This window comes from Stenotrophomonas sp. Br8, from assembly GCF_014763005.1.
GTDB classification, from domain to species: Bacteria; Pseudomonadota; Gammaproteobacteria; order Xanthomonadales; family Xanthomonadaceae; genus Stenotrophomonas; species Stenotrophomonas lactitubi.
The window spans coordinates 26,942-44,825 of the sequence record NZ_JACGTN010000014.1; the positions used below are offsets into that span (position 1 = coordinate 26,942).

Annotated in this window: 12 protein-coding genes; 5 read left to right on the forward strand and 7 right to left on the reverse strand. The window is 67.8% G+C overall.

Going from position 1 to position 17,884, the window contains the following annotated elements; translation table 11 throughout:
- Window positions 1-6: 6 nt before the first annotated feature.
- The 4 genes from H3005_RS12360 to H3005_RS12375 are packed head-to-tail and all read right to left on the reverse strand — an operon-like array spanning window position 7 to window position 3,700.
- Window positions 7-1,290 (reverse strand): TRAP transporter large permease, encoded by a 1,284-nt coding sequence (locus H3005_RS12360; protein ID WP_099819446.1) that lies wholly within the window; start codon window positions 1,288-1,290, stop codon window positions 7-9.
- Between the two features lie 3 nt (window positions 1,291-1,293).
- On the reverse strand, window positions 1,294-1,836 hold the full coding sequence (locus tag H3005_RS12365) for a TRAP transporter small permease (protein WP_100554296.1): 543 nt from the start codon (window positions 1,834-1,836) through the stop codon (window positions 1,294-1,296).
- 10 nt (window positions 1,837-1,846) lie between these two features.
- Complete coding sequence (locus tag H3005_RS12370; RefSeq protein ID WP_100554295.1) at window positions 1,847-2,851, reverse strand: TRAP transporter substrate-binding protein; 1,005 nt, start codon at window positions 2,849-2,851, stop codon at window positions 1,847-1,849.
- Window positions 2,852-2,890: 39 nt separating this feature from the next.
- Window positions 2,891-3,700 carry a 2-keto-4-pentenoate hydratase gene (locus H3005_RS12375; RefSeq protein WP_191078338.1) on the reverse strand — a complete coding sequence of 270 codons (810 nt, stop codon included), beginning with the start codon at window positions 3,698-3,700 and terminating at the stop codon, window positions 2,891-2,893.
- 174 nt (window positions 3,701-3,874) lie between these two features.
- Here H3005_RS12375 and H3005_RS12380 point away from each other — a divergent pair, with 174 nt between their 5' ends.
- Genes H3005_RS12380 through H3005_RS12390 form a run of 3 tightly spaced genes read left to right on the forward strand, consistent with a single transcriptional unit; the run spans window position 3,875 to window position 7,116 of the window.
- On the forward strand, window positions 3,875-4,858 hold the full coding sequence (locus H3005_RS12380) for an alpha/beta hydrolase (RefSeq protein ID WP_100554293.1): 984 nt from the start codon (window positions 3,875-3,877) through the stop codon (window positions 4,856-4,858).
- Window positions 4,855-6,477, forward strand: coding sequence for a carboxylesterase family protein (locus tag H3005_RS12385; RefSeq protein WP_100554292.1), 1,623 nt, complete (start codon window positions 4,855-4,857; stop codon window positions 6,475-6,477). The genes H3005_RS12380 and H3005_RS12385 overlap by 4 nt, the downstream gene beginning before the upstream one ends.
- Before the next feature lie 51 nt (window positions 6,478-6,528).
- The gene (locus tag H3005_RS12390; protein ID WP_099819440.1) at window positions 6,529-7,116 is read left to right on the forward strand and encodes a cysteine dioxygenase family protein; all 588 of its coding nucleotides are present in this window, start codon (window positions 6,529-6,531) and stop codon (window positions 7,114-7,116) included.
- 91 nt (window positions 7,117-7,207) lie between these two features.
- Here H3005_RS12390 and H3005_RS12395 read toward each other — a convergent pair whose 3' ends face one another.
- Both H3005_RS12395 and H3005_RS12400 read right to left on the reverse strand, forming a co-directional pair.
- Window positions 7,208-11,011 (reverse strand): LamG-like jellyroll fold domain-containing protein, encoded by a 3,804-nt coding sequence (locus H3005_RS12395; protein WP_191078308.1) that lies wholly within the window; start codon window positions 11,009-11,011, stop codon window positions 7,208-7,210.
- A 136-nt stretch (window positions 11,012-11,147) separates the two neighbouring features.
- Window positions 11,148-13,910 carry a TonB-dependent receptor gene (locus H3005_RS12400; RefSeq protein ID WP_100554290.1) on the reverse strand — a complete coding sequence of 921 codons (2,763 nt, stop codon included), beginning with the start codon at window positions 13,908-13,910 and terminating at the stop codon, window positions 11,148-11,150.
- Window positions 13,911-14,195: 285 nt separating this feature from the next.
- Between H3005_RS12400 and H3005_RS12405 the strand changes: the two genes are divergently transcribed.
- Window positions 14,196-15,215: a sugar kinase gene (locus tag H3005_RS12405; RefSeq protein WP_100554289.1), complete on the forward strand. Its 1,020-nt coding sequence runs from the start codon at window positions 14,196-14,198 to the stop codon at window positions 15,213-15,215.
- Window positions 15,202-15,840, forward strand: coding sequence for a bifunctional 4-hydroxy-2-oxoglutarate aldolase/2-dehydro-3-deoxy-phosphogluconate aldolase (gene eda, locus H3005_RS12410; RefSeq protein ID WP_100554288.1), 639 nt, complete (start codon window positions 15,202-15,204; stop codon window positions 15,838-15,840). Before H3005_RS12405 ends, eda begins: the two co-directional genes overlap by 14 nt.
- A 52-nt stretch (window positions 15,841-15,892) precedes the next feature.
- Here eda and H3005_RS12415 read toward each other — a convergent pair whose 3' ends face one another.
- A complete protein-coding gene (locus H3005_RS12415) occupies window positions 15,893-17,743 on the reverse strand; it encodes a sigma-54-dependent Fis family transcriptional regulator (RefSeq protein WP_243382148.1) in 1,851 nt (616 codons plus the stop codon).
- Window positions 17,744-17,884: the final 141 nt, after the last annotated feature.

The window sequence follows — 17,884 nt, forward strand, 5'->3', positions numbered from 1 at the left end:
CGCTCATCAGGCGCGCAGCGCGGCGGGCAGCCACAGCGACAGCGATGGGAAGAAGGTGACGATCAGCAGCACGCCCAGCGCGGCGAACCAGAACGGCCAGATCGTGCGCATGCTCTGGCCGACGCTGATCTTGCCGATGGCGGTGCCGATGAACAGCACCGAGCCCACCGGCGGGGTGACCAGGCCGAGGCCACCGGTCAGCACCAGCACCAGGCCGAAGTGGATCGGATCGATGCCATAGGCCTTGGCCACCGGCAGGAAGATCGGCGTGCAGATCAGGATCATCGGTGCCAGGTCCATGAAGGTGCCCAGCAGCAACAGCATCACCACGATCATCAGCAGCACCATGAACTGGCTGTGCGCGAACGACTGCAGGAAGTCCACCGCCGCCGCGGGCACCTGCAGGTAGGCCAGCAGCCAGCCGAACACCGCCGCGGTGGCGATCACGAACAGGATCACGCCGGTGCTGCGTGCGGCATGGATGACGGTGTCGAAGAACTCGCGCCAGCGCAGTTGCCGGTACAGCACGGTGGTGACCAGCAGGGCGTAGACCACGGCGATGGCCGCGCTCTCCACCGCGGTGAAGATGCCGGCGCGGATACCCACGAAGATCAGCGCCACCAGGCCCAGGCCGGGCAGGGCGGAGACGATGCGCAGCAGTACCGCGCGCCAGCCCGGGAACACTTCCACGCCATAGCCACGGCGACGCGCGACCACGTAGCCGGTGATCATCAACGCCAGCGTCATCAGCAGCGCCGGCACGATGCCTGCGGCGAACAGGTCGGCGATCGACAGGCCACCGCCGGCAGCGGCCGAGAACAGGATCAGGTTGTGCGATGGCGGCACCAGCAGCGCCACCAGCGCGGCGGTGATGCTGACGTTCACCGCGAAGTCGCGGTCGTAGCCGCGCTTGACCATCTGCGGAATCATCGTGCCACCCACGGCCGAAACATCGGCGATGGCCGAGCCGGACACACCGCCGAAGAACAGCGAGGACAGGATCGAGACCTGGCCCAGGCCGCCGCGCATGCGCCCCACCAGCGATGACGCCAGGGCGATCAGGCGTTCGGAGATGCCGCCGCGCATCATGATCTCGCCAGCGAAGATGAACAGTGGAATGGCGATCAGCGAGGCCGAACCGGTGCCGGCGGAGATCTGCTGGACCAGCACGATGCTGGGGATGTCCAGGTAGAGCAGGGTGGCCAGCGCAGCAGCAGCCAACGCGTAGGCGACCGGCACGCCCAGCAGCAGCAGTGCGGCAAAAACAGCGAACAGGATGGTGATGCCCATGGATCAACGATCTCCTTCAGCGTCGACGGCGTCGGCGTCGGCATCAGCTGCCGTGGCATGCAGCGCCTTCCACGCACGGTTCAGTGCGAACAGCAGCATCAGCGCACCGCCCACGGCCAGCGGCAGGTAGTTGATGCTCTGCGGCAGGTTGGCGCCGGCAGTCTTGATGTCCATGCCATCGAGCAGCAGGTCGGCCGACCAGAACGCGATGAAGCCACCCAGCACGGCCACCACCAGTTGGGTGAACACATCCACCGCCCGGCGCAGGCCGGACCCCATGTAGGCGTGCAGCAGGAAGAAGCCGAAGTGGCGGTTGGTGTGCACGCCGCAGGCCGCGCCCAGGCTCATCGCCGTGGCCAGCAGCAGCAGCGTCACCGGCTCGGTCCAGCTGGGCGAATCGTTGATCACATAGCGGGCGAACACCTGCCAGCCCTGCACCACCACCAGGCCCAGCAGCGCAGCCACGGCGATGTAGATGGCGATGTCGGCGATGCGGTCCAGCAGGCGCTGGCCGGGGCCGGCGGCGGCAATCGTCGTCTCGGTCATGGCAGTGTCCTCAGGCGGCAGCGCGGATGCGGGCGACCAGCGCGGCCAGCTCGGGTTGCTGCAGGTACTGCTGCAGCAGCGGCTGGGCGGCGGCGCGGAACGCGGGAAGGTCCACCTCGTTGGCTTTCACGCCAGAGGCCAGCACCGCGCGGCGCGCGGCATCTTCGGAGGCATCCCATTGCTCGCGCATCACCTTCACCGAGGCGCGTGCGGTCTCCAGCAACAGCTGGCGGTCAGCCGGCTGCAGGCGCTCGAAGCTGGCGCGCGACATCAGCAGCACGTCCGGCGCATACGAGTGATCGCTCTGCGACCAGTAATGCGCCGCCTCGAAGTGTCGGCTGGAATGGAAGCTGCGCATGTTGTTCTCGGCGCCATCGATCATGTGCGTCTCCATGCCGGAGAACGTATCGCCCAGCGACATCGGCGTCGGGTTGGCGCCGAGCAGGCGCATCAGCTGGATGAAGATGTCCGAGGACGCCACGCGCAGTTTCAACCCATGCAGATCATTGGGCTGCACGATGGGATGCTTGGTGTTGTAGAAGCAGCGCGCGCCGGAATCGTAGATCGCCAGGCCGACCAGGTCGCGACTCTCGAAACCCCGCAGCACCGCCTCGGCGATGCCGCCATCGAGTGCGGCGCGCTGGTGCGCCACCGACTCGAACACATACGGCAGGCACAGTGCCTGGGTCAGCGGGAATGCGTTGTTCAGCGCACCGGCATACACGCGGGTGATGTCGATGGCACCGAAACGGGCCATGTCGATCGCTTCCGACTCGCGACCAAGCTGGCCGGAATGGTATTGCCGCAGGCGCAGGCGGCCGTTGCTTTCGCGCTGCAGCGTTTCGCCGATCCACTTCACCGCGGTCACGGTGGGGTAGTCGGCCACGTGCACATCAGTGGCGGTCAGCAGCTGGCCACCGTCGATGGCCTCGGCCGGCCCACGGCCACAGGCCGCGAGCATCGGGGTGGCCAGCGCAGCAGCGCCACCGGCCAGGAAGTGTCGTCGTGTGATCATCTGCGCCCTCCCGCGCGTGTTCACCGGATCGTGCGGCGGTTACCCGGCCGGCACGGCCCTGCAGGCAATCTCGCCGAAGCCGGCAAACCGCACCAGCGCCGTCTGTCCTGCGGTGATGTCATGGATGCCGGTGGCGTTGCCGGTTGCGATCAGGTCGCCGCGCTGCAACGGCCGGCCGCGCAATGCCGAACGGGACAGCGCGAACGCGTACGCCGCGCGCAGACCACCGGGCAGGCGCGTCGCTCCGCCGGTGCCGACCACCTCGCCCTCGATCAGGGTTTCGGCGCGCAGCTCGGTCTCGTCGCGGGCGGTCCAGTCGGCGATCTCCGGCCCCAGCACCAGGCCGTTGTTGTTGCCGAAGTCGGACACCACCACGCGCGGGCCGAGTTGGTTGATCGTCGCCAGCGGGCTGCTGGCCACTTCCACACCGATGTACAGCCGCGCCGGCAGCGCTTCAGCCTGCTCGGGTGACCAGTGCAGCTGTGCGGCCGGAGCGTCCTCCAACAGCTCCAGCACGTACTCCGCCTCGACCGCGCCGAAGCCGCCGACGAACACCGGAATGTCCACTGTTCCACCGGTGGCATTTTTCAGCTGACGCGAGAAAACCGGGCCCAGCAGACGGTCGTCGCCGGATGCATCACGGCGCTCGGCGGCGATGTAGCCGACCTTCCAGCCGACCACATGGTCGTCCCAGCTGGCGATGGCCAGATCCTGCACCTGGTAGGCAGCCACCAGGTCAGGCGGGACAAGGCCCGGGAAGCCGGGCAGGGCCTGGCCCGCGCGGCGCGCGGTGGTGAAGGCGTGGGCGATCGCGGCCGCATCGTCCGGCGGCGGCGTCTGCCCATGTATGCCGTGTTCGTTGCTCAAGAACGGTCTCCCTCTGGCGTTGTTGCACTGCCCATCGACAGCGTCTGCAGGAGGTGTATATGGTAAACCGGTGTCATCGCGCAAGCCGCAGCGCATCACGAGCGCTTGCCGGTGACCTCGGCCACTCTGTTGCATCCCGTTGGAGCCCTGCCCACCATGCGTTTTCCCCGTGTGCTGTTGTTGCTGACCGGCCTGCTGTTGGCCATCCCTGCGTCCGCCGTCGATGCGCCGCTGCGCGCGGGCGAGCGGTTGGGCAAGGAGCTGGCTGGTGAACAGATACCCCTGTGGCCAGCCGGCCAGGTGCCCGGTGAAACCGGCACTGCGCGACCGCCGCGCGTGGTCGAGCGCAGCGATGATCCGGCCCACCCTGATCGCTTCATCGACCAGGTCGATGCGCCCTACCTGCTGGTGCATACACCCGCCCACGGCAACGGCCGCGCGCTGCTGGTGATTCCCGGTGGCGGCTACCAGCGCGTGGTGATCGACAAGGAGGACAGCGCGCTGGTGCCCGAGTGGGTGGAGCGTGCCGGCTATACCCTGTTCGTGCTGCGCTACCGCCTGCCGCAGGCCGGCCGCGACCGCCAGGCGGCGCTGGCAGACGCGCAGCGCGCACTGCGCGTGGTGCGCGACCAGGCCGCACGGCGCAGGCTGGATGCCGACAGCGTGTCGGTGATGGGCTTCTCCGCCGGTGGCCACGTCGCCGCACGGCTGGCCACCGGCTTCGATGCGCCGGTCTACCCACCGCGCGATGCCATCGACCGCCTCAGCGCGCGTCCCGCCCGCGCGGTGCTGGTGTATCCGGTGATCGACATGGGCCCGCATGCACACAGCGGCTCACGCGGACGCCTGCTGGGCGAGCAGGCCGATGCGGCGCTGGCTGCGCAGTATTCGATGCAGCAGCACGTACGCGCGGACATGCCGCCGACGCTGCTGATCCACGCCAACGACGACCGCGTGGTCAGCGTGCACAACAGCGAGGTGATGGCGCAGGCGCTGGCCAAGGCGGGCGTCGAGCACGAACTGCATCTGTTCGCCCACGGCGGCCATGGCTTCGGCATGCGCATGCCGCCTGATTCAACGCTGGCCGTGTGGCCGCTGCTGGCACAACGCTGGCTGCAGGCGACGGAGGCCGCACCTTGAACGCAGGGACGACCGACCTGCAGCGCCGTCGTTTCCTGCGCGACAGTGCACGCTGGGCGCTGGCCACGGCCACCCTCGCAGCGCTTCCTGCATCCGCACTGCCTGGACCACGTGCTGACACACAGGTGGTGGCACGCCTGCGTGGCGGCCGCGTGCGTGGCCAGCGCGAGCACGGCGTGCACGTGTTCCGTGGCCTGCGCTATGGCGCCGACACCTCCGCCTACCGTTTCCAGCCACCACGCCGCGAGACAGGTTGGCGAGGCATCGCCGACGCCCTGGAATACGCCGCCTCTGCACCACAGACGGGGGGGGATGGTCCGGGCAGCGAAGATTGCCTGTTCCTCAACGTATGGACGCCAGCGCTCGGCGACGGCGGCAAGCGGCCGATCCTGGTGTACCTGCATGGCGGCGGCTTCAACAACGGTTCCGGCAGCGACCCGCTGTACGACGGCAGCGCGTTGTGCCGGCGCGGTGACGTGGTGATGGTCACCGTCAATCACCGCCTGAACACCTTCGGCTACCTGTACCTGGGCGCGCTGGGCGACCCGCGTTATGCGGCCTCCGGCAACGTCGGCCAGCTCGACCTGGTGCAGGCGCTGCAGTGGGTGCGGGAGCACGCCGCGGTGTTCGGTGGCGATGCCGGCAACATCACCGTGTTCGGGCAGTCCGGTGGCGGCGCCAAGATCGCCACGCTGATGGCGATGCCCGCAGCGAAGGGCCTGTTCCAGCGCGCGTGGACGATGAGCGGGCAGCAGGTCACCGCGGCCGGTCCACGTGCGGCGGCGCAACGCGCTTCGATTGCGATGGACGCGGTTGGCGCGCGCGACCTGCAGGCACTGCTGCGCTTGCCGACGGCCGAGCTGCTGGCCGCCACCCGCGCACGCGATCCTTCGCGGGTGGAAAGCAGCGCGCTGTATTTCGGCCCGGTGCTGGATGAGGTGGTGCTGCCGGTGCATCCGTTCTGGCCACAGGCACCGGCGCAGTCCGCGTCGATTCCGATGGTGATCGGCAACACCCGCGATGAGACGCGCGCGTTTCTTGGCAACGACCCGGCCAACTTCACGCTGACCTGGGAGAGCCTGCCGGCGCAACTGGAGAAGCAGCAGTTCGTCGATCTGCTGCCTTCGGTGGTGATCGCAGAATATCGACGCCTGTACCCGCACTACACGCCGTCAGAGGTGTTCTTCGCCGCCACTACGGCCGGCCGTTCATGGCGTGGTGCAGTGGAAGAACTGGAGGCCCGCGCCCGGCAGACATCGGGTGCCGCACCGACCTGGGCCTACCAGCTCGATTGGCCGTCACCGGTGGAAGAGGGACGTCTGCGTGCGTTCCACACGCTGGATATTCCGCTGGTGTTTGACAACGCGGGTCTGCCCGGTGCGCGCACCGGCGGCGGTGAAGACGCCATTGCACTGGCGGTGACGATGAGCGATGCCCTGATTGCGTTTGCGCGTTCCGGTGATCCGAATCACGCGGGAATGTCGCAATGGGCCCCCTATTCACTGCCACAACGGCAGACGATGCTGTTCGATCGTCACAGCCGCATGGTTGACGATCCACGCGCGGGAGAGCGTGCGCTCTATGCAAAAGTGCCGTTCGTGCAGCGCGGCACGCAGTGATGACACCGCGATGCAAACATTCTGTTAACCCGCCTCGGCTAGAGTCGGTTCATGGAAGCGATGTTCACGCCACCGCCGTTTACCGGCCGCGAACGCTTGATTGCAGGGATCGACGGCGCCGTCTGCCTGGTTGATCCGAAGGCGATCACCGATGCGCTGCAGCGGGTGCTGCGTGAGGCCATCATCGATCCGCTGATCGAACTGCCCCCCTGCGTACGCCGTCCGGTGGATGGTCATTACGCACGCCGTGAACTGCACCGCAGCCCTACGCTGGGCTACAGCGTGATTGCGATGTGCTGGGGCCCGGGGCAGGGCACGCCACTGCACGACCACGATGCGATGTGGTGCGTGGAGGGGGTCTGGCAGGGCGAGTTGATCGTGACCCCGTATGCGCTGCTGGAACAGCGTGGCGAGCGTCACCGCTTCGCCGCGCAGGACACGCTGTACGGGCACCGCGGCAGCGCCGGCAGCCTGATTCCGCCGCACGAGTACCACACGCTGCGCAACGCCAGCGACGAGGACATAGCCGTATCCGTCCACGTCTACCAGGGCGTGATGGAGCGCAGCGCGGTGTTCGATCCGCTGGATGACGGCTGGTACCAGCGCCGGGTGAAGGTGATGGAGACCGAGGCGTCCTGATCGCATTCCGCCGGGCATGGCCCGGCGCTACCAGGGCTTGTGGGCAACCGATTCATCGGTAGCGGCGGCCATGCCCGGCGGAACGCGGAATTCATCGCGGCACGTCCACCACATTGTTGAGGCGCGTCACTTCCTCACCGCCGTCGGCCAGCGCAACGCGCACGCGCAGGTTACTTCGGTCACCGGCCGGCAACGGCAACGACACCACCGTCGTCTTCGGCAACAGGTCAGTCGGTGCAGCCATCGCCGGCACTTCGGTGCGTGCGATCTCGCGGCCCCGCGCATCTTCCAGCACCGCCACACCCACACCGCTGGCCACATGCCCAAGGCCGTGCACCGTCACGTGTACCTGGCGCCCGTCCACCCGTACATCACCACGGCCCACACCCAGGTCCGGGCGTGTTTCCACCGGCGTCCCCGCAGACACACGCTCGAACTCGAATACCTCGGTGCGCCCAGGCTGGAACTGCATCGGAACCGACGCACTCGTTTCCAACTGCACCACGCGTTCGCGCGGCGTGCCGTCGATGCGGCCATCGCCGTCGGCATCCACGCCACTACGCACGCGCCATGACCCGCTGGCCACGTTCCAACCGGTCATGTCAGCGGTGATCACGCGCGCGCCGAGGTTGTGGCTGGTGACCGTGAAGTGCTCGCGCGAGGGCGCATGCACCAGCAGCGCCACCTGTTCGGCGGCACCCTCGCGATCGAAGCGCCAGCTGACGGTGTGCCCGGGCCAACTCTGGTTGCGCTTCAGGGCGATGCCACCCAGCCGTGCACGCTGCAGGAACTCGCTCGGCGCTTCCACCCGGTCGGACCACCAATGGCCTTCGGTGTTCATGTACGCGCGTTGTGCCTTGGCTTGCAGGCCATCGGCATGCAGTGCATCGATGTACTTCCGTTCCCCGCTGGCCTGCCAGGCCATCAGGCTGGCGAAGCCGGTCTTCCCGGCGTCGGCCTCGGCGGTCAGCAGCGGGTACCAGTCCTGCTGCCGGCCGAGCGCCTCCACGTAGTTCTCGCCGAGGTTGGCCAGCGCGCCGGGCCCGCCGCGCTGCACGCGGTAGTCCAGCGCCTGCAGGTACTTCGCGTCGCCGGTCCAGCGCCATGCCGCCCAGAACGTATGCATGGTGTCGCCGCTGCCGGAGCCGTTGTTGAGTTCGCCGCCGCGGGTCTCGCCGGTCGCCCAGTTGATCTCGTTGGGCAGGGTGAAGCGGCCCTTGTCGTCGGTACCGGCGTGGGCCAGATAGCCATCGGCCAGGCCGATCACCAGCCGGCGCCCGGTCGCGTCGGCGTTGTACTGGCCCAGCAGGAACGCCGGATGCAGCACCGGGAACGAGTACGGCTTCTGCCACTGCCAGTTCGGTTCGCGGTAGACCTTGTTGCCACCGAACCAGTTGCTGGAGAACAGCAGATGGCCCTGCGGGTTGCGCAGGATGATGCGCTCGTCGAACGCCTTCACCGTTTCCATCAGTCGTTCCAGGGTCAGCGGATCGCCCCAGTTGAGGTAGAGCATCGCGCTGTTGGTGTTGATGCCTTCCTCGTAGGCATGCAGCTCGTCGGTCTCGATGGTGCTGAGGCCATTGCTGAACATGCCATTGCGGTACACCGCGTCTGACAATGCGGTCAGCGAGGCATTCAGGCGGTCCGGCTGCACGCCCATCAGGGCCAGCCCCGGCCATTGCTGGGTCAGGTCGGAATCGTCGGAGATGCCGCCACCGAAATCGCCGTAGGCCACCTGCCGCTGATCGATCCACCAGTCGACGAACTGCCGCACCTGGGCCAGATCCTGCACCTGATGGAATGCCCACGCCGGTACACCGTTTGGCACCTCCGGCGCGGTGTACGGTGGTCGGCCCTGGCTGTTGTAGCTGATGTAGTTCCAGTACAACCGGCCCAGTTCGTGGTCCGGGTCGACCCGCAGCAGGTCGCTCAGGTCCGCGTATACGCGCGCATACAGGCGCTGGCGCTTGGAGGTGGTGTGTTCCTCCACCAGGAAGCCCCAGTTGTCGCGCACCTGGTTGAAGCGGTCGGCCACGTGCTCCTTGATCGCCTCGGCGCGTGGCTTGAACACCAGCCGCACCTGCGCACCGTCGAGTGCCTTGGCGTCGAAGCCGGGCGCAGCCGAGGCGATGCTCAGCCACAGGCTGTCGGGCGTAAGGATGCGGTCGCGCAGGTCCAGCCACAGCGTGCGCTTCTGCCCGGGTTGCACCGAGACCGAAGCATCGATCATGTCGCGCGCCGGCCAGATCGGATCCTTGATGCGGATGTTCAGCGGGATCAGGCCGTCGTGCGTGGCCGGCAGGTCCAGCGCGGGGATGTCGATGGCCACGCCGTCCAGCCCGTCATGCATGTTTTCCCAGCTGTAGGCCCAGCTGCGGATCAACGGCTGGTTGGCCGGCGCATCGCCCACGCCCGAGGGAATCAACACGTGCACGATCGGTTCCGGCTCGGCCGGCAGCGTGTCGGCGCTGCGGCGCCGCGAGCCTGCGCCCTTCGGCAGCGCCATCACCGTGCTGCGTTCGGCCAGCGGATAGCGGCCGTCGATGTAACGGCGCAGGGTGTCCAGGTTGGTGTAATCGGGCAGCGCCTGGCTGTCGATGACATAGGTCTGTTTGACCGTGCCATCGGGCTCGGCGCCTTCGCTCACGTCGTACGCCCAGATCTCCTGGATCGGCGTTTCCTGTTCAACGTTGCTGAAACGCAGCACGCCCCCGGTCTGTGCCGGAATGTCGTCGACGCTGCGCACCACGCCTTGGGGACGCGTTGCCAGCACCTGCGTGGCGTGCGCCGCATCGCGGCCATGGGCCAGCGTGCCGAACGCCGCACCACGGATCTCCACGCGGTTGACGGTCTCGCCGGCCGGAACGGTGAGGTCCAGGTGCTGGCCGCTTTCCACATAGGTGTTCCAGTCCGGCAACTGGAAATAGTCGCTGCGGCCGGGCAGGCGCGAGCGGTTGTAGACGCCGGGCCACGTGGTCTCGGCGATGCCGTCGGTGGCCTTCCACATCCATGCCTTCAGATCACGGGCATCGGCAAACTCGATCTTGCGGATGCGCGTGCCGGCGGCGCTCAATGCCGGTGGCGGTGCGCCGTCCCAGCCGAAGCGATGGCGCCAGGCGCGATCATCGCTGGCACCGGCAACGGCGCTGGTGACGGCCTTGCCACGCGCGAGCGCACTGACGGCCGCAGCATCAAGCATGCGGTCGTACACGCGGATGTGCTGGAAATCACTGCCGCGCAGGAAGTTGTAGCGGCTCTGCACCTGGTAGGGCGCCATCACCCGTCCGGCCAGGCCGAGCTGGTCCAGCGCTGCATCGTAGTCACCGCTGGCCTGCACACGCGCCACTTCGCGACCATCGACGAACAGGCGCACGCTCTGGTCTTCATCCCAGGCGAAGGCCAGGTGCAGCCATTGGTCCGCGCGTGGCGGCGTGTCCATGCGGAACGACACGCGCGTGCGGGCGAGGTTGGCATCGGTGACGAACGCATCGAAGCCGTGCCCGTTCCAGTCGATGCGCAGCCAGGCCATGTCCCAGCTGCTGTGGTCGGCATAGCCGACGCGGAAGATCACGAACGGTGCTTCGCCCACCGCATAGCGCGCGCGCCAGTCGAAGGCGACGGTGCCGCGCTGGGCAAGGATGTTGCCGGGCGCATCCCAGGCCAGCACACCGTCGTCCTGCCATTGGATTGCCTTGCCGCGCGCTCCGTCGTCGACGATGTCGACCTTGTCGCGGAAGTTCGGCACCGCCTCACCCTGCGCCACCACGGCCTCAAGGCCTTTGCCGGCATCGACATGGAACAGCAGCGTGGGTGCATCGGTGGCGGCCATCGCGGGGCCGGCAGCCAGGGCCACCGCCAGCAACAGGCAGCGGGACAGGGTCGAGCGGTGCGGCATCAGGCGTTTCCTTTCAACGGGCGACGGCCGGCAAGGGCCGCCGGACCGTAGCAAGGCCACGCCGCGACGGCACCTTGCGGCGCAGCAGCGGTCGTGGCGAACGACGGCGTGCCGGGTGGCACGCCGTCGGCGTTGCTCAGAACTTGTAGCGCAGCCCCAGCAGGTACTGGCGGCCGGTCTCGGTGTACTGCAGCGGCAGGCGACCGGTCAGCGGCGAGTACACCCACTCGTCGGAGGCTTCGTTGGTCAGGTTGATGCCTTCCAGGCTCAGTTCCAGCTTGTCGCTGATCTTGTAGCGGATGGACGCATCGAACACCGTGGTACCGGTCATGCCGTGGTAGCCATCGAGGTTGAAGCCGGTCTCCTGGCCCGGTGCCTGGGTCAGGTAGTCATCGCGGTTGGTGGCCGAGATGCGCCCGGCGAACTTCTCGCCTTCATAGAACAGCGTGGCGTTCCACGACGACTTCGACAGGCCGGTCAGGTCGGTCTTCATCACCGGCTGCCCGGCCGCGTTGATGTACTGGATCTTCGATTCCACCCAGGTGTAGTTCAACTGCACGCCCAGGTTCGCCCACTTGCCGGGCAGGAAGGTGAAGGGCTGGGTGTAGTTGGCTTCCACGCCGTGCAGTTCGCCGCCCGGGGTGTTGACCGGCTTGCTGTAGGTGAAGTCATCGGTGGCCGAGGCGCCGGTGCCGACCAGCAGCGACGCCGGCAGGCCGCTGTCGCTGTACGGGCGCACTTCGCGGGTGGTCTGCACGAAGCTCTCGATGTCCTTGTAGAACAGGCCGATGCCGGCCATCGCACCTTCGGCGAAGTACCACTCGAAGCCGAGGTCGACATTGGTCGCACGGATCGGATCCAGTACCGGGTTGCCACTGGAGATGGTGCGTGCACCACCGGCCACCGCCACCGTCGCGCCCGGCGTCAGGCTGCCCAGCCCCGGACGGCTCATCACCTTGGCCGCACCCAGGCGGATCAGGAAGTCCGGAGTGACTTCAGCCACCAGGTTGAACGAGGGCAGGGTGTCGTCGTAGGTGCGGCTGACCGTGGTTTCGACGGTGCCGTTGGCCAGCGTCGACTGCCCGGTGGACGACTGCTTGGTACGCACGTAGCGCACGCCGAAATTGCCCGACAACGGCAACGAGCCCAGTTCGGTGGAGAACTCGCCCATCAGGTAGGCGCCACGGTCCTTCTCTTCGACGCTGCGCACGTTGTTGGCACGCGGGGCGACGGCGAAGGTGCCGCTGTTGCTGTAGATGTCCAGCTGTTCGGCGATCGCGTCCAGGTTCGGCACGACCCAGTTCGACGGACTGCCGCTGATGCCCTTCAGTCCGGCCTGCTCGGTCAGGTCCACCGGCACGATCTTGCTGCCGTCGGCGAAGTTGGGCACGGCCAGTTCGCTGGCGCGGCGCAGTTCGACGGTCTTGAACGTGTAGTCCTTGGCCAGCACGCCGCCCTTCAGGCGGAAGCCCGGGCTGATATTCCAGTTGAAATCGATCTGGCCGGTGTCGAAGTCGTTGTCCACGTACTGCGGACGCAGGCGGATCTCGGCCAGTTCCCAGCCGTTGGGATTGGTCGGGTCGATGCCGTAGTTGAGCACCGGCGCACGGCTGTTGCCACGGTAGTCGTAGCTGTAACCCTTGACGTCGTACTTGTCCATGATGACGGTGGTCTGCACCGGGTTCTCGTGCTTGGAACGCGAGATGCCGAGCTTGCCGGACAGGGTGAAGTCATCGCCGAAGCGGTGCTGGCCGTTCAGCGCGATCTGCTTGAACTCGGTGCTCCACTCGTCGTGGCGGTTCTCGGTGCGGATGTCGACGTTGTCGAATTCGCCGTAGAGCAGTGCGTTGTCGCGTATCTCGCCATTCTTGACGATGGTGGTCGGCTTGCCCGACAGGCGTGCGCTCGCGTTGGCGCCGCGGCTGAAGGAGATCGCTTCGATGTAGTGCTCGTCGCGCGTCGCATCGATCTTCGAGTACAGCGCATCCAGCGAGATCTCGGTGGCGTCGTTCGGCTTCCACTGCAGCGAACCGGTTACGCCCAGCCGCTTCTGTTCGTGTTCCATCTGCACGTAGCGCGGGAAGCGCGGATGGAACACGTTGGCGCCACGCGCGGCGGCGAACGGCGAGGACGCGGCGAAGTTGCCGTTGCTCGGGCCGTTGGCCCAGCGGCCGGTGTTGGAACCCTCCTCCAGCGCCTGGCGCTCGGAATAGGCCACCGACAGCAAGGCGCCGAAGGTGCCATCGGCGAAGGTGTTGGAGACCAGCGCGGCGATGCGCGGGTCGGCCTTCTCGGCCATCGCGTTGTAGCTGGCCTGGCCACTGGCGGCGAAGGTGAAGCCGTCGTAGTCGAACGGACGCGCGGTGCGCAGATCGACAGTGGCGCCCAGCGAGCCCTCCTCGACGTCGGCCGAGGCGGTCTTGCGCACCAGCAGCTGCGAGAACAGGTCCGAGGCGAACACGTTGAAGTCGAAGCCACGGCCGCGGTTGGTGCCGCCGCTCTGGTCACCGGCGCCGACGGTGGTCAGCGCTTCCATGCCGTTGATGCGCACGCGGGTGAATTCCGGGCCGAGGCCACGCACCGAGATGTTGCGGCCTTCGCCGGCCTCACGGGTGATGACCACGCCGGGGATGCGCTGCAGCGACTCGGCCAGGTTCAGGTCGGGGAACTTGCCGATGTCTTCGGCAACGATGGCATCGACCACGCCGGCTTCGCCACGCTTGATGTCCAGCGCCTTCTCCACGCTGGCGCGGTAGCCGGTGACGGTGACCGTATCCAGGTCGGTGGCGTTCGGGTTGGCGCTCTGCTGCTGCGCGCTGGCGTTGCCTGCCAGGGCCAGCGCTACGGCCAACGCGAGCAAGGTAACCGGTGTCTTTTTTTCATGGTTCCGAGAATGCATGCCTTTCCCCTCTCCCAAAGGTCTGGTATCGCGGCTGTTTCAGCGTGATGACACCGCTGGTCAGGCCGGACGTTAACAGCACGTTCCCGATCCGGCATCTTGCACCGCAACAGATCTGAAATGTCTCCAAGACGCTTGCAGGACAATGCTTCCAACAGTTTGGTAGGCTTAGGGCAAGGCCGGGCGGGATTGAAATGACACCGCTAGCCAATTCCACGCCCCACGCGTGGTCCACAACCACGCCGCCCAGTGTCACATGCTGGCGGCACGCGTGAAGGAGCAGAAATGGGTCGTATCGTGTGTTTCGGGGAATTGCTGCTGCGCCTGGGTGCGCCCGGTCGCGAGCTGCTGCTGCAGTCGCCGCAGTTGCAGGTGCACGTCGGCGGCGCCGAGGCGAACGTGGCTGTCTCGCTGTCCCGCTTTGGACATGACGTGGCCATGGTCAGCACCGTCGCCGGCAACGCGCTCGGCGCGCATGCGCTGGCCGAACTGCGCCGGCATGGCGTCGATACGCGCGGCGTGCGCGAAGATGCCGAGGGCCGCATGGGCCTGTATTTCCTGACCACCGGCGCGGTGCAGCGGGCCAGTGAAGTAGTCTACGACCGTGCCGATTCCGCATTCGCCAACAGCACTGCCGCCGACTACGACTGGCCGGCGCTGCTGCAGGGCGCGCAGTGGCTCCACCTGTCCGGGGTCAGCCCGGCGCTGGGCCCGGACGTGGCCCAGGCCACGCTGGCTGCAGCGCGCGCCGCCCGTGCGCTGGGCGTGCGTGTGTCCTTCGATGGCAACTTCCGGCCGAAGCTGTGGCAACGTTGGGGCGGCGATGCGCAGGCGATCCTGCACGAACTGTTCGCGCAGGCCGACATCGTCTTTGCCGATTACCGCGATATCGAAGTCATCCTCGGCCAGCGCTTCGAACAGGCCGACGTGGTCGCGCGGGTGGAAGCGGCAGCCGCCGCGGCATTCGACGCATTCCCGCAGCTGCAGTGGCTGGCCTGCACCCAGCGGCAGACGCTGAGCGTGGACCACCATGCGCTGGGCGCGCTGCTGCTGGGCCGCGATGGCACCCGTGCGCAGGCACCGGTGCGCCAGCTGCAGGGCATCGTCGATCGCATCGGCGGCGGTGATGCCTTCGCGGCAGGCATCCTGCATGGCATCCTGTCCGCCTTCGATGCCGACGCCACCGTGCGCTTCGGCCTGGCCGCCGGGGGCCTGAAGCACTCCATTCCCGGCGATTTCAATCCCGTCAGCGAAGCTGATGTGTTGGCCCTGATGGGCGAGGAGCGATTCGATGTCCGGCGCTGATCCACGCGTTCGTGCGGTACTGAAACTGGCACCGGTGATTCCGGTGTTCACCCCCGATGACATCGACGATGCGGTGCAGGTCGCGCATGCGCTGTTCCGTGGTGGCCTGCCGGTGATCGAGGTGACCCTGCGCACGCCGCGTGCGCTGGAGGCCATCAAGGCCATGGTCGAAGCGGTGCCGGATGCGGTGATCGGTGCCGGCACCGTGCTCGATGCCGCGCAGATGCAGGCCGTGAAGGAAGCCGGCGGCCGCTTCGCGGTATCGCCCGGGGCGACGCCACGGCTGTACGCCGCCGCACGCGATGCCGATCTGCCCTACCTGCCGGGTGTGGCCACCGGTTCGGAGCTGATCGTCGGCCTGGAGCATGGCCTGGATACCTTCAAGTTCTTCCCCGCCGTGCAGGCCGGGGGGGCCGCGATGCTGTCGGCGTGGCACGGCCCGTTCGCTGATGTGCGCTTCTGCCCGACCGGCGGCATCAGCGCGCAGACCGCCAGCCAGTTCCTGCACCTGCCCAACGTGCTGTGCGTGGGCGGCTCCTGGCTGACCACCGCCGCGCTGATGCAGACCCGCGACTGGGACAGTGTCGAGCGCATGGCGCGCGAGGCCGCGGTGCTGGCCAGCTGACCGTTCGGCCGCTGGTGGAGCCGGGCACAGACCCGGCGCTACCGGCATCCGCTCAGCCGCGTGGCGCACCCAGCCGCCGGTACAGGGTGCTGCGATTGATCCCCAGCCGCTTGGCCGCCGCGCTGACGTTGCCCTGGCAATCAGCCAGCGCCTGGCGCATGGCCGCCTCGGTGATCTCCTCCAGCGCACCGCTGGCAGGCAGTGCTGGCGCGGCCACCGTGCCAGCACGCACATCCACCGGCAGCAGCTGCGGATCCACCGCTTGACCGGGCTCAGCCAGTGCGGCCAGCGTGCGCAGGCAGGCGCTCAGCTGCCGCAGGTTGCCGGGCCAGGCATGGGCCACCAGTGCCGCCCGCGTCTGCGCAGACAACACATGGCCGTGTCCCAGCTGCTGCCACAGCGCATCCACCACGGCAGCGCGATCGGGATGCTGCCGCAACGGCGCCAAGGTCACCACGTGGTCGGCGATGCGGTAATACAGATCCGCACGGAAGCGGCCTGCGTCCACCGCCTGCGGCAGTTCGCAGTGGCTGGCGCAGACCAGCGCGAAATCCAGTTTTACCGGCTTGCCACCGCCCAGCGGTGACAGCTCGCGCTCCTGCAGCACGCGCAGCAGACGTGGTTGCAGCGCCAGCGGCATGTCGCCGATCTCATCGAGGAACAAGGTACCGCCCTCGGCCTGCCGCAGCAGGCCCGGGCTGCCCTGGCGGCGCGCACCGGTGAAGGCACCGTCCTCGTAGCCGAACAGTTCTGCTTCGATCAGGCCTTCCGGCAACGCCGCGCAGTTCACCGCGACGAAGGGCTTACCGGCACGCGCGCTGCGCGTATGCAGTTCACGCGCGAAGACTTCCTTGCCGGTGCCGGTCTCGCCCTGCAGCAGCACCGGCAACCCGGCCTGCAGCACACGCCCGGCGGTGGCCAGCTGCTGTTGCTGTGCGGTATCGAACAGCGGCCCCTGCGCGCGCGCCGGCAACGGCGCGGTCGCCACCGGCGTGGCCACACTGCGTCGCGACGCGCGTGCTTCGCGCACGCCATACAGACGACGACCCTGGCGATCAAGCAGCACGCCGTCATCGGCCAGCCGCGACAGCGGTTGTTCGAACAGTGCTTCGTACGGCGTGCGGCCGATGTCCTGCCGATCGAGCCCGAACAGGGACAGGCCAGCACGATTGGCTGCGACCAGGCGACCGCCGCGGAAGCCGAGCACACCCTCGCGCGCACTGCCGAGCAGCGCGGGTTGATGATGCAGGCGCAGCAGCTCGCAGTCGGCCAGGCCGTCGGCGAAACCGCGGTGCTCGATCTGCGCTACCGCCTGCCGCACCAGCGCCAGCGCGTGCACGTGTGGCAGCCGCGCGTCGCCCGAAACATCGAGCACACCCAGGCACTGCCCGTAGGGATCGAGGATCGGCACCGCCGAACAGGTGAGGATGCCGTGCGGGGCGAAGTAGTGCTCGCCGCCACGCACCTGCAGCGCACGTCCGTCGACCAGCGCGGTGCCGATCGCGTTGGTGCCGACCGTGCCTTCGTCCCAGCGCATGCCGGGCATCAGCGCGACACGACCGGCCTTGTCGAGGAAACCGGTGCTGCCTTCGGCATCGAGGATCCAGCCGTCTTCATCGGTCAGCAGCACGATGCTGCCGCTGTGGGTCATTTCCGCCGCCAGTCCATCCAGCTCCGGGCGCGCCTGTCGCCACAGGCGCTCGCGGCGCTGGCGCAGTTCGCGCAGGCGGTGGTCGGTCAGTGGTTCGGCGGCCGGCTGCGCATCCACCAGCAGGCCATGCCGCTGGCAGCGTTGCCAGGAATGCAGGATCGCCTCGGGCACCGCGCCAACCGGAGCAGCGCCGCGCTCGAAGAAACTGCGCCGGGCACTGCCCAGGCGGGGATCGGGAGCAAGCGGGGACACCGACAGCCTCCTGTGTCGCACATTGCGACAGTTGTTGCGGGACCTGTCCCGATTAACAGCACACCCCGCGCCGGCCTGCAACGGCCGCACCTGCTGCACTGCCGCAGCCTGCGCGACACGATGACCGATGGCCGGGCGATG

Coding starts and splice junctions, on each gene's coding strand:
- H3005_RS12400 (WP_100554290.1), bottom strand. CDS start 13,910: ATGCATTCTCGGAACCATGAAAAAAAGACACCGGTTACCTTGCTCGCG.
- H3005_RS12395 (WP_191078308.1), bottom strand. CDS start 11,011: ATGCCGCACCGCTCGACCCTGTCCCGCTGCCTGTTGCTGGCGGTGGCC.
- H3005_RS12390 (WP_099819440.1), top strand. CDS start 6,529: ATGGAAGCGATGTTCACGCCACCGCCGTTTACCGGCCGCGAACGCTTG.
- H3005_RS12405 (WP_100554289.1), top strand. CDS start 14,196: ATGGGTCGTATCGTGTGTTTCGGGGAATTGCTGCTGCGCCTGGGTGCG.
- H3005_RS12365 (WP_100554296.1), bottom strand. CDS start 1,836: ATGACCGAGACGACGATTGCCGCCGCCGGCCCCGGCCAGCGCCTGCTG.
- H3005_RS12370 (WP_100554295.1), bottom strand. CDS start 2,851: ATGATCACACGACGACACTTCCTGGCCGGTGGCGCTGCTGCGCTGGCC.
- H3005_RS12380 (WP_100554293.1), top strand. CDS start 3,875: ATGCGTTTTCCCCGTGTGCTGTTGTTGCTGACCGGCCTGCTGTTGGCC.
- eda (WP_100554288.1), top strand. CDS start 15,202: ATGTCCGGCGCTGATCCACGCGTTCGTGCGGTACTGAAACTGGCACCG.
- H3005_RS12360 (WP_099819446.1), bottom strand. CDS start 1,290: ATGGGCATCACCATCCTGTTCGCTGTTTTTGCCGCACTGCTGCTGCTG.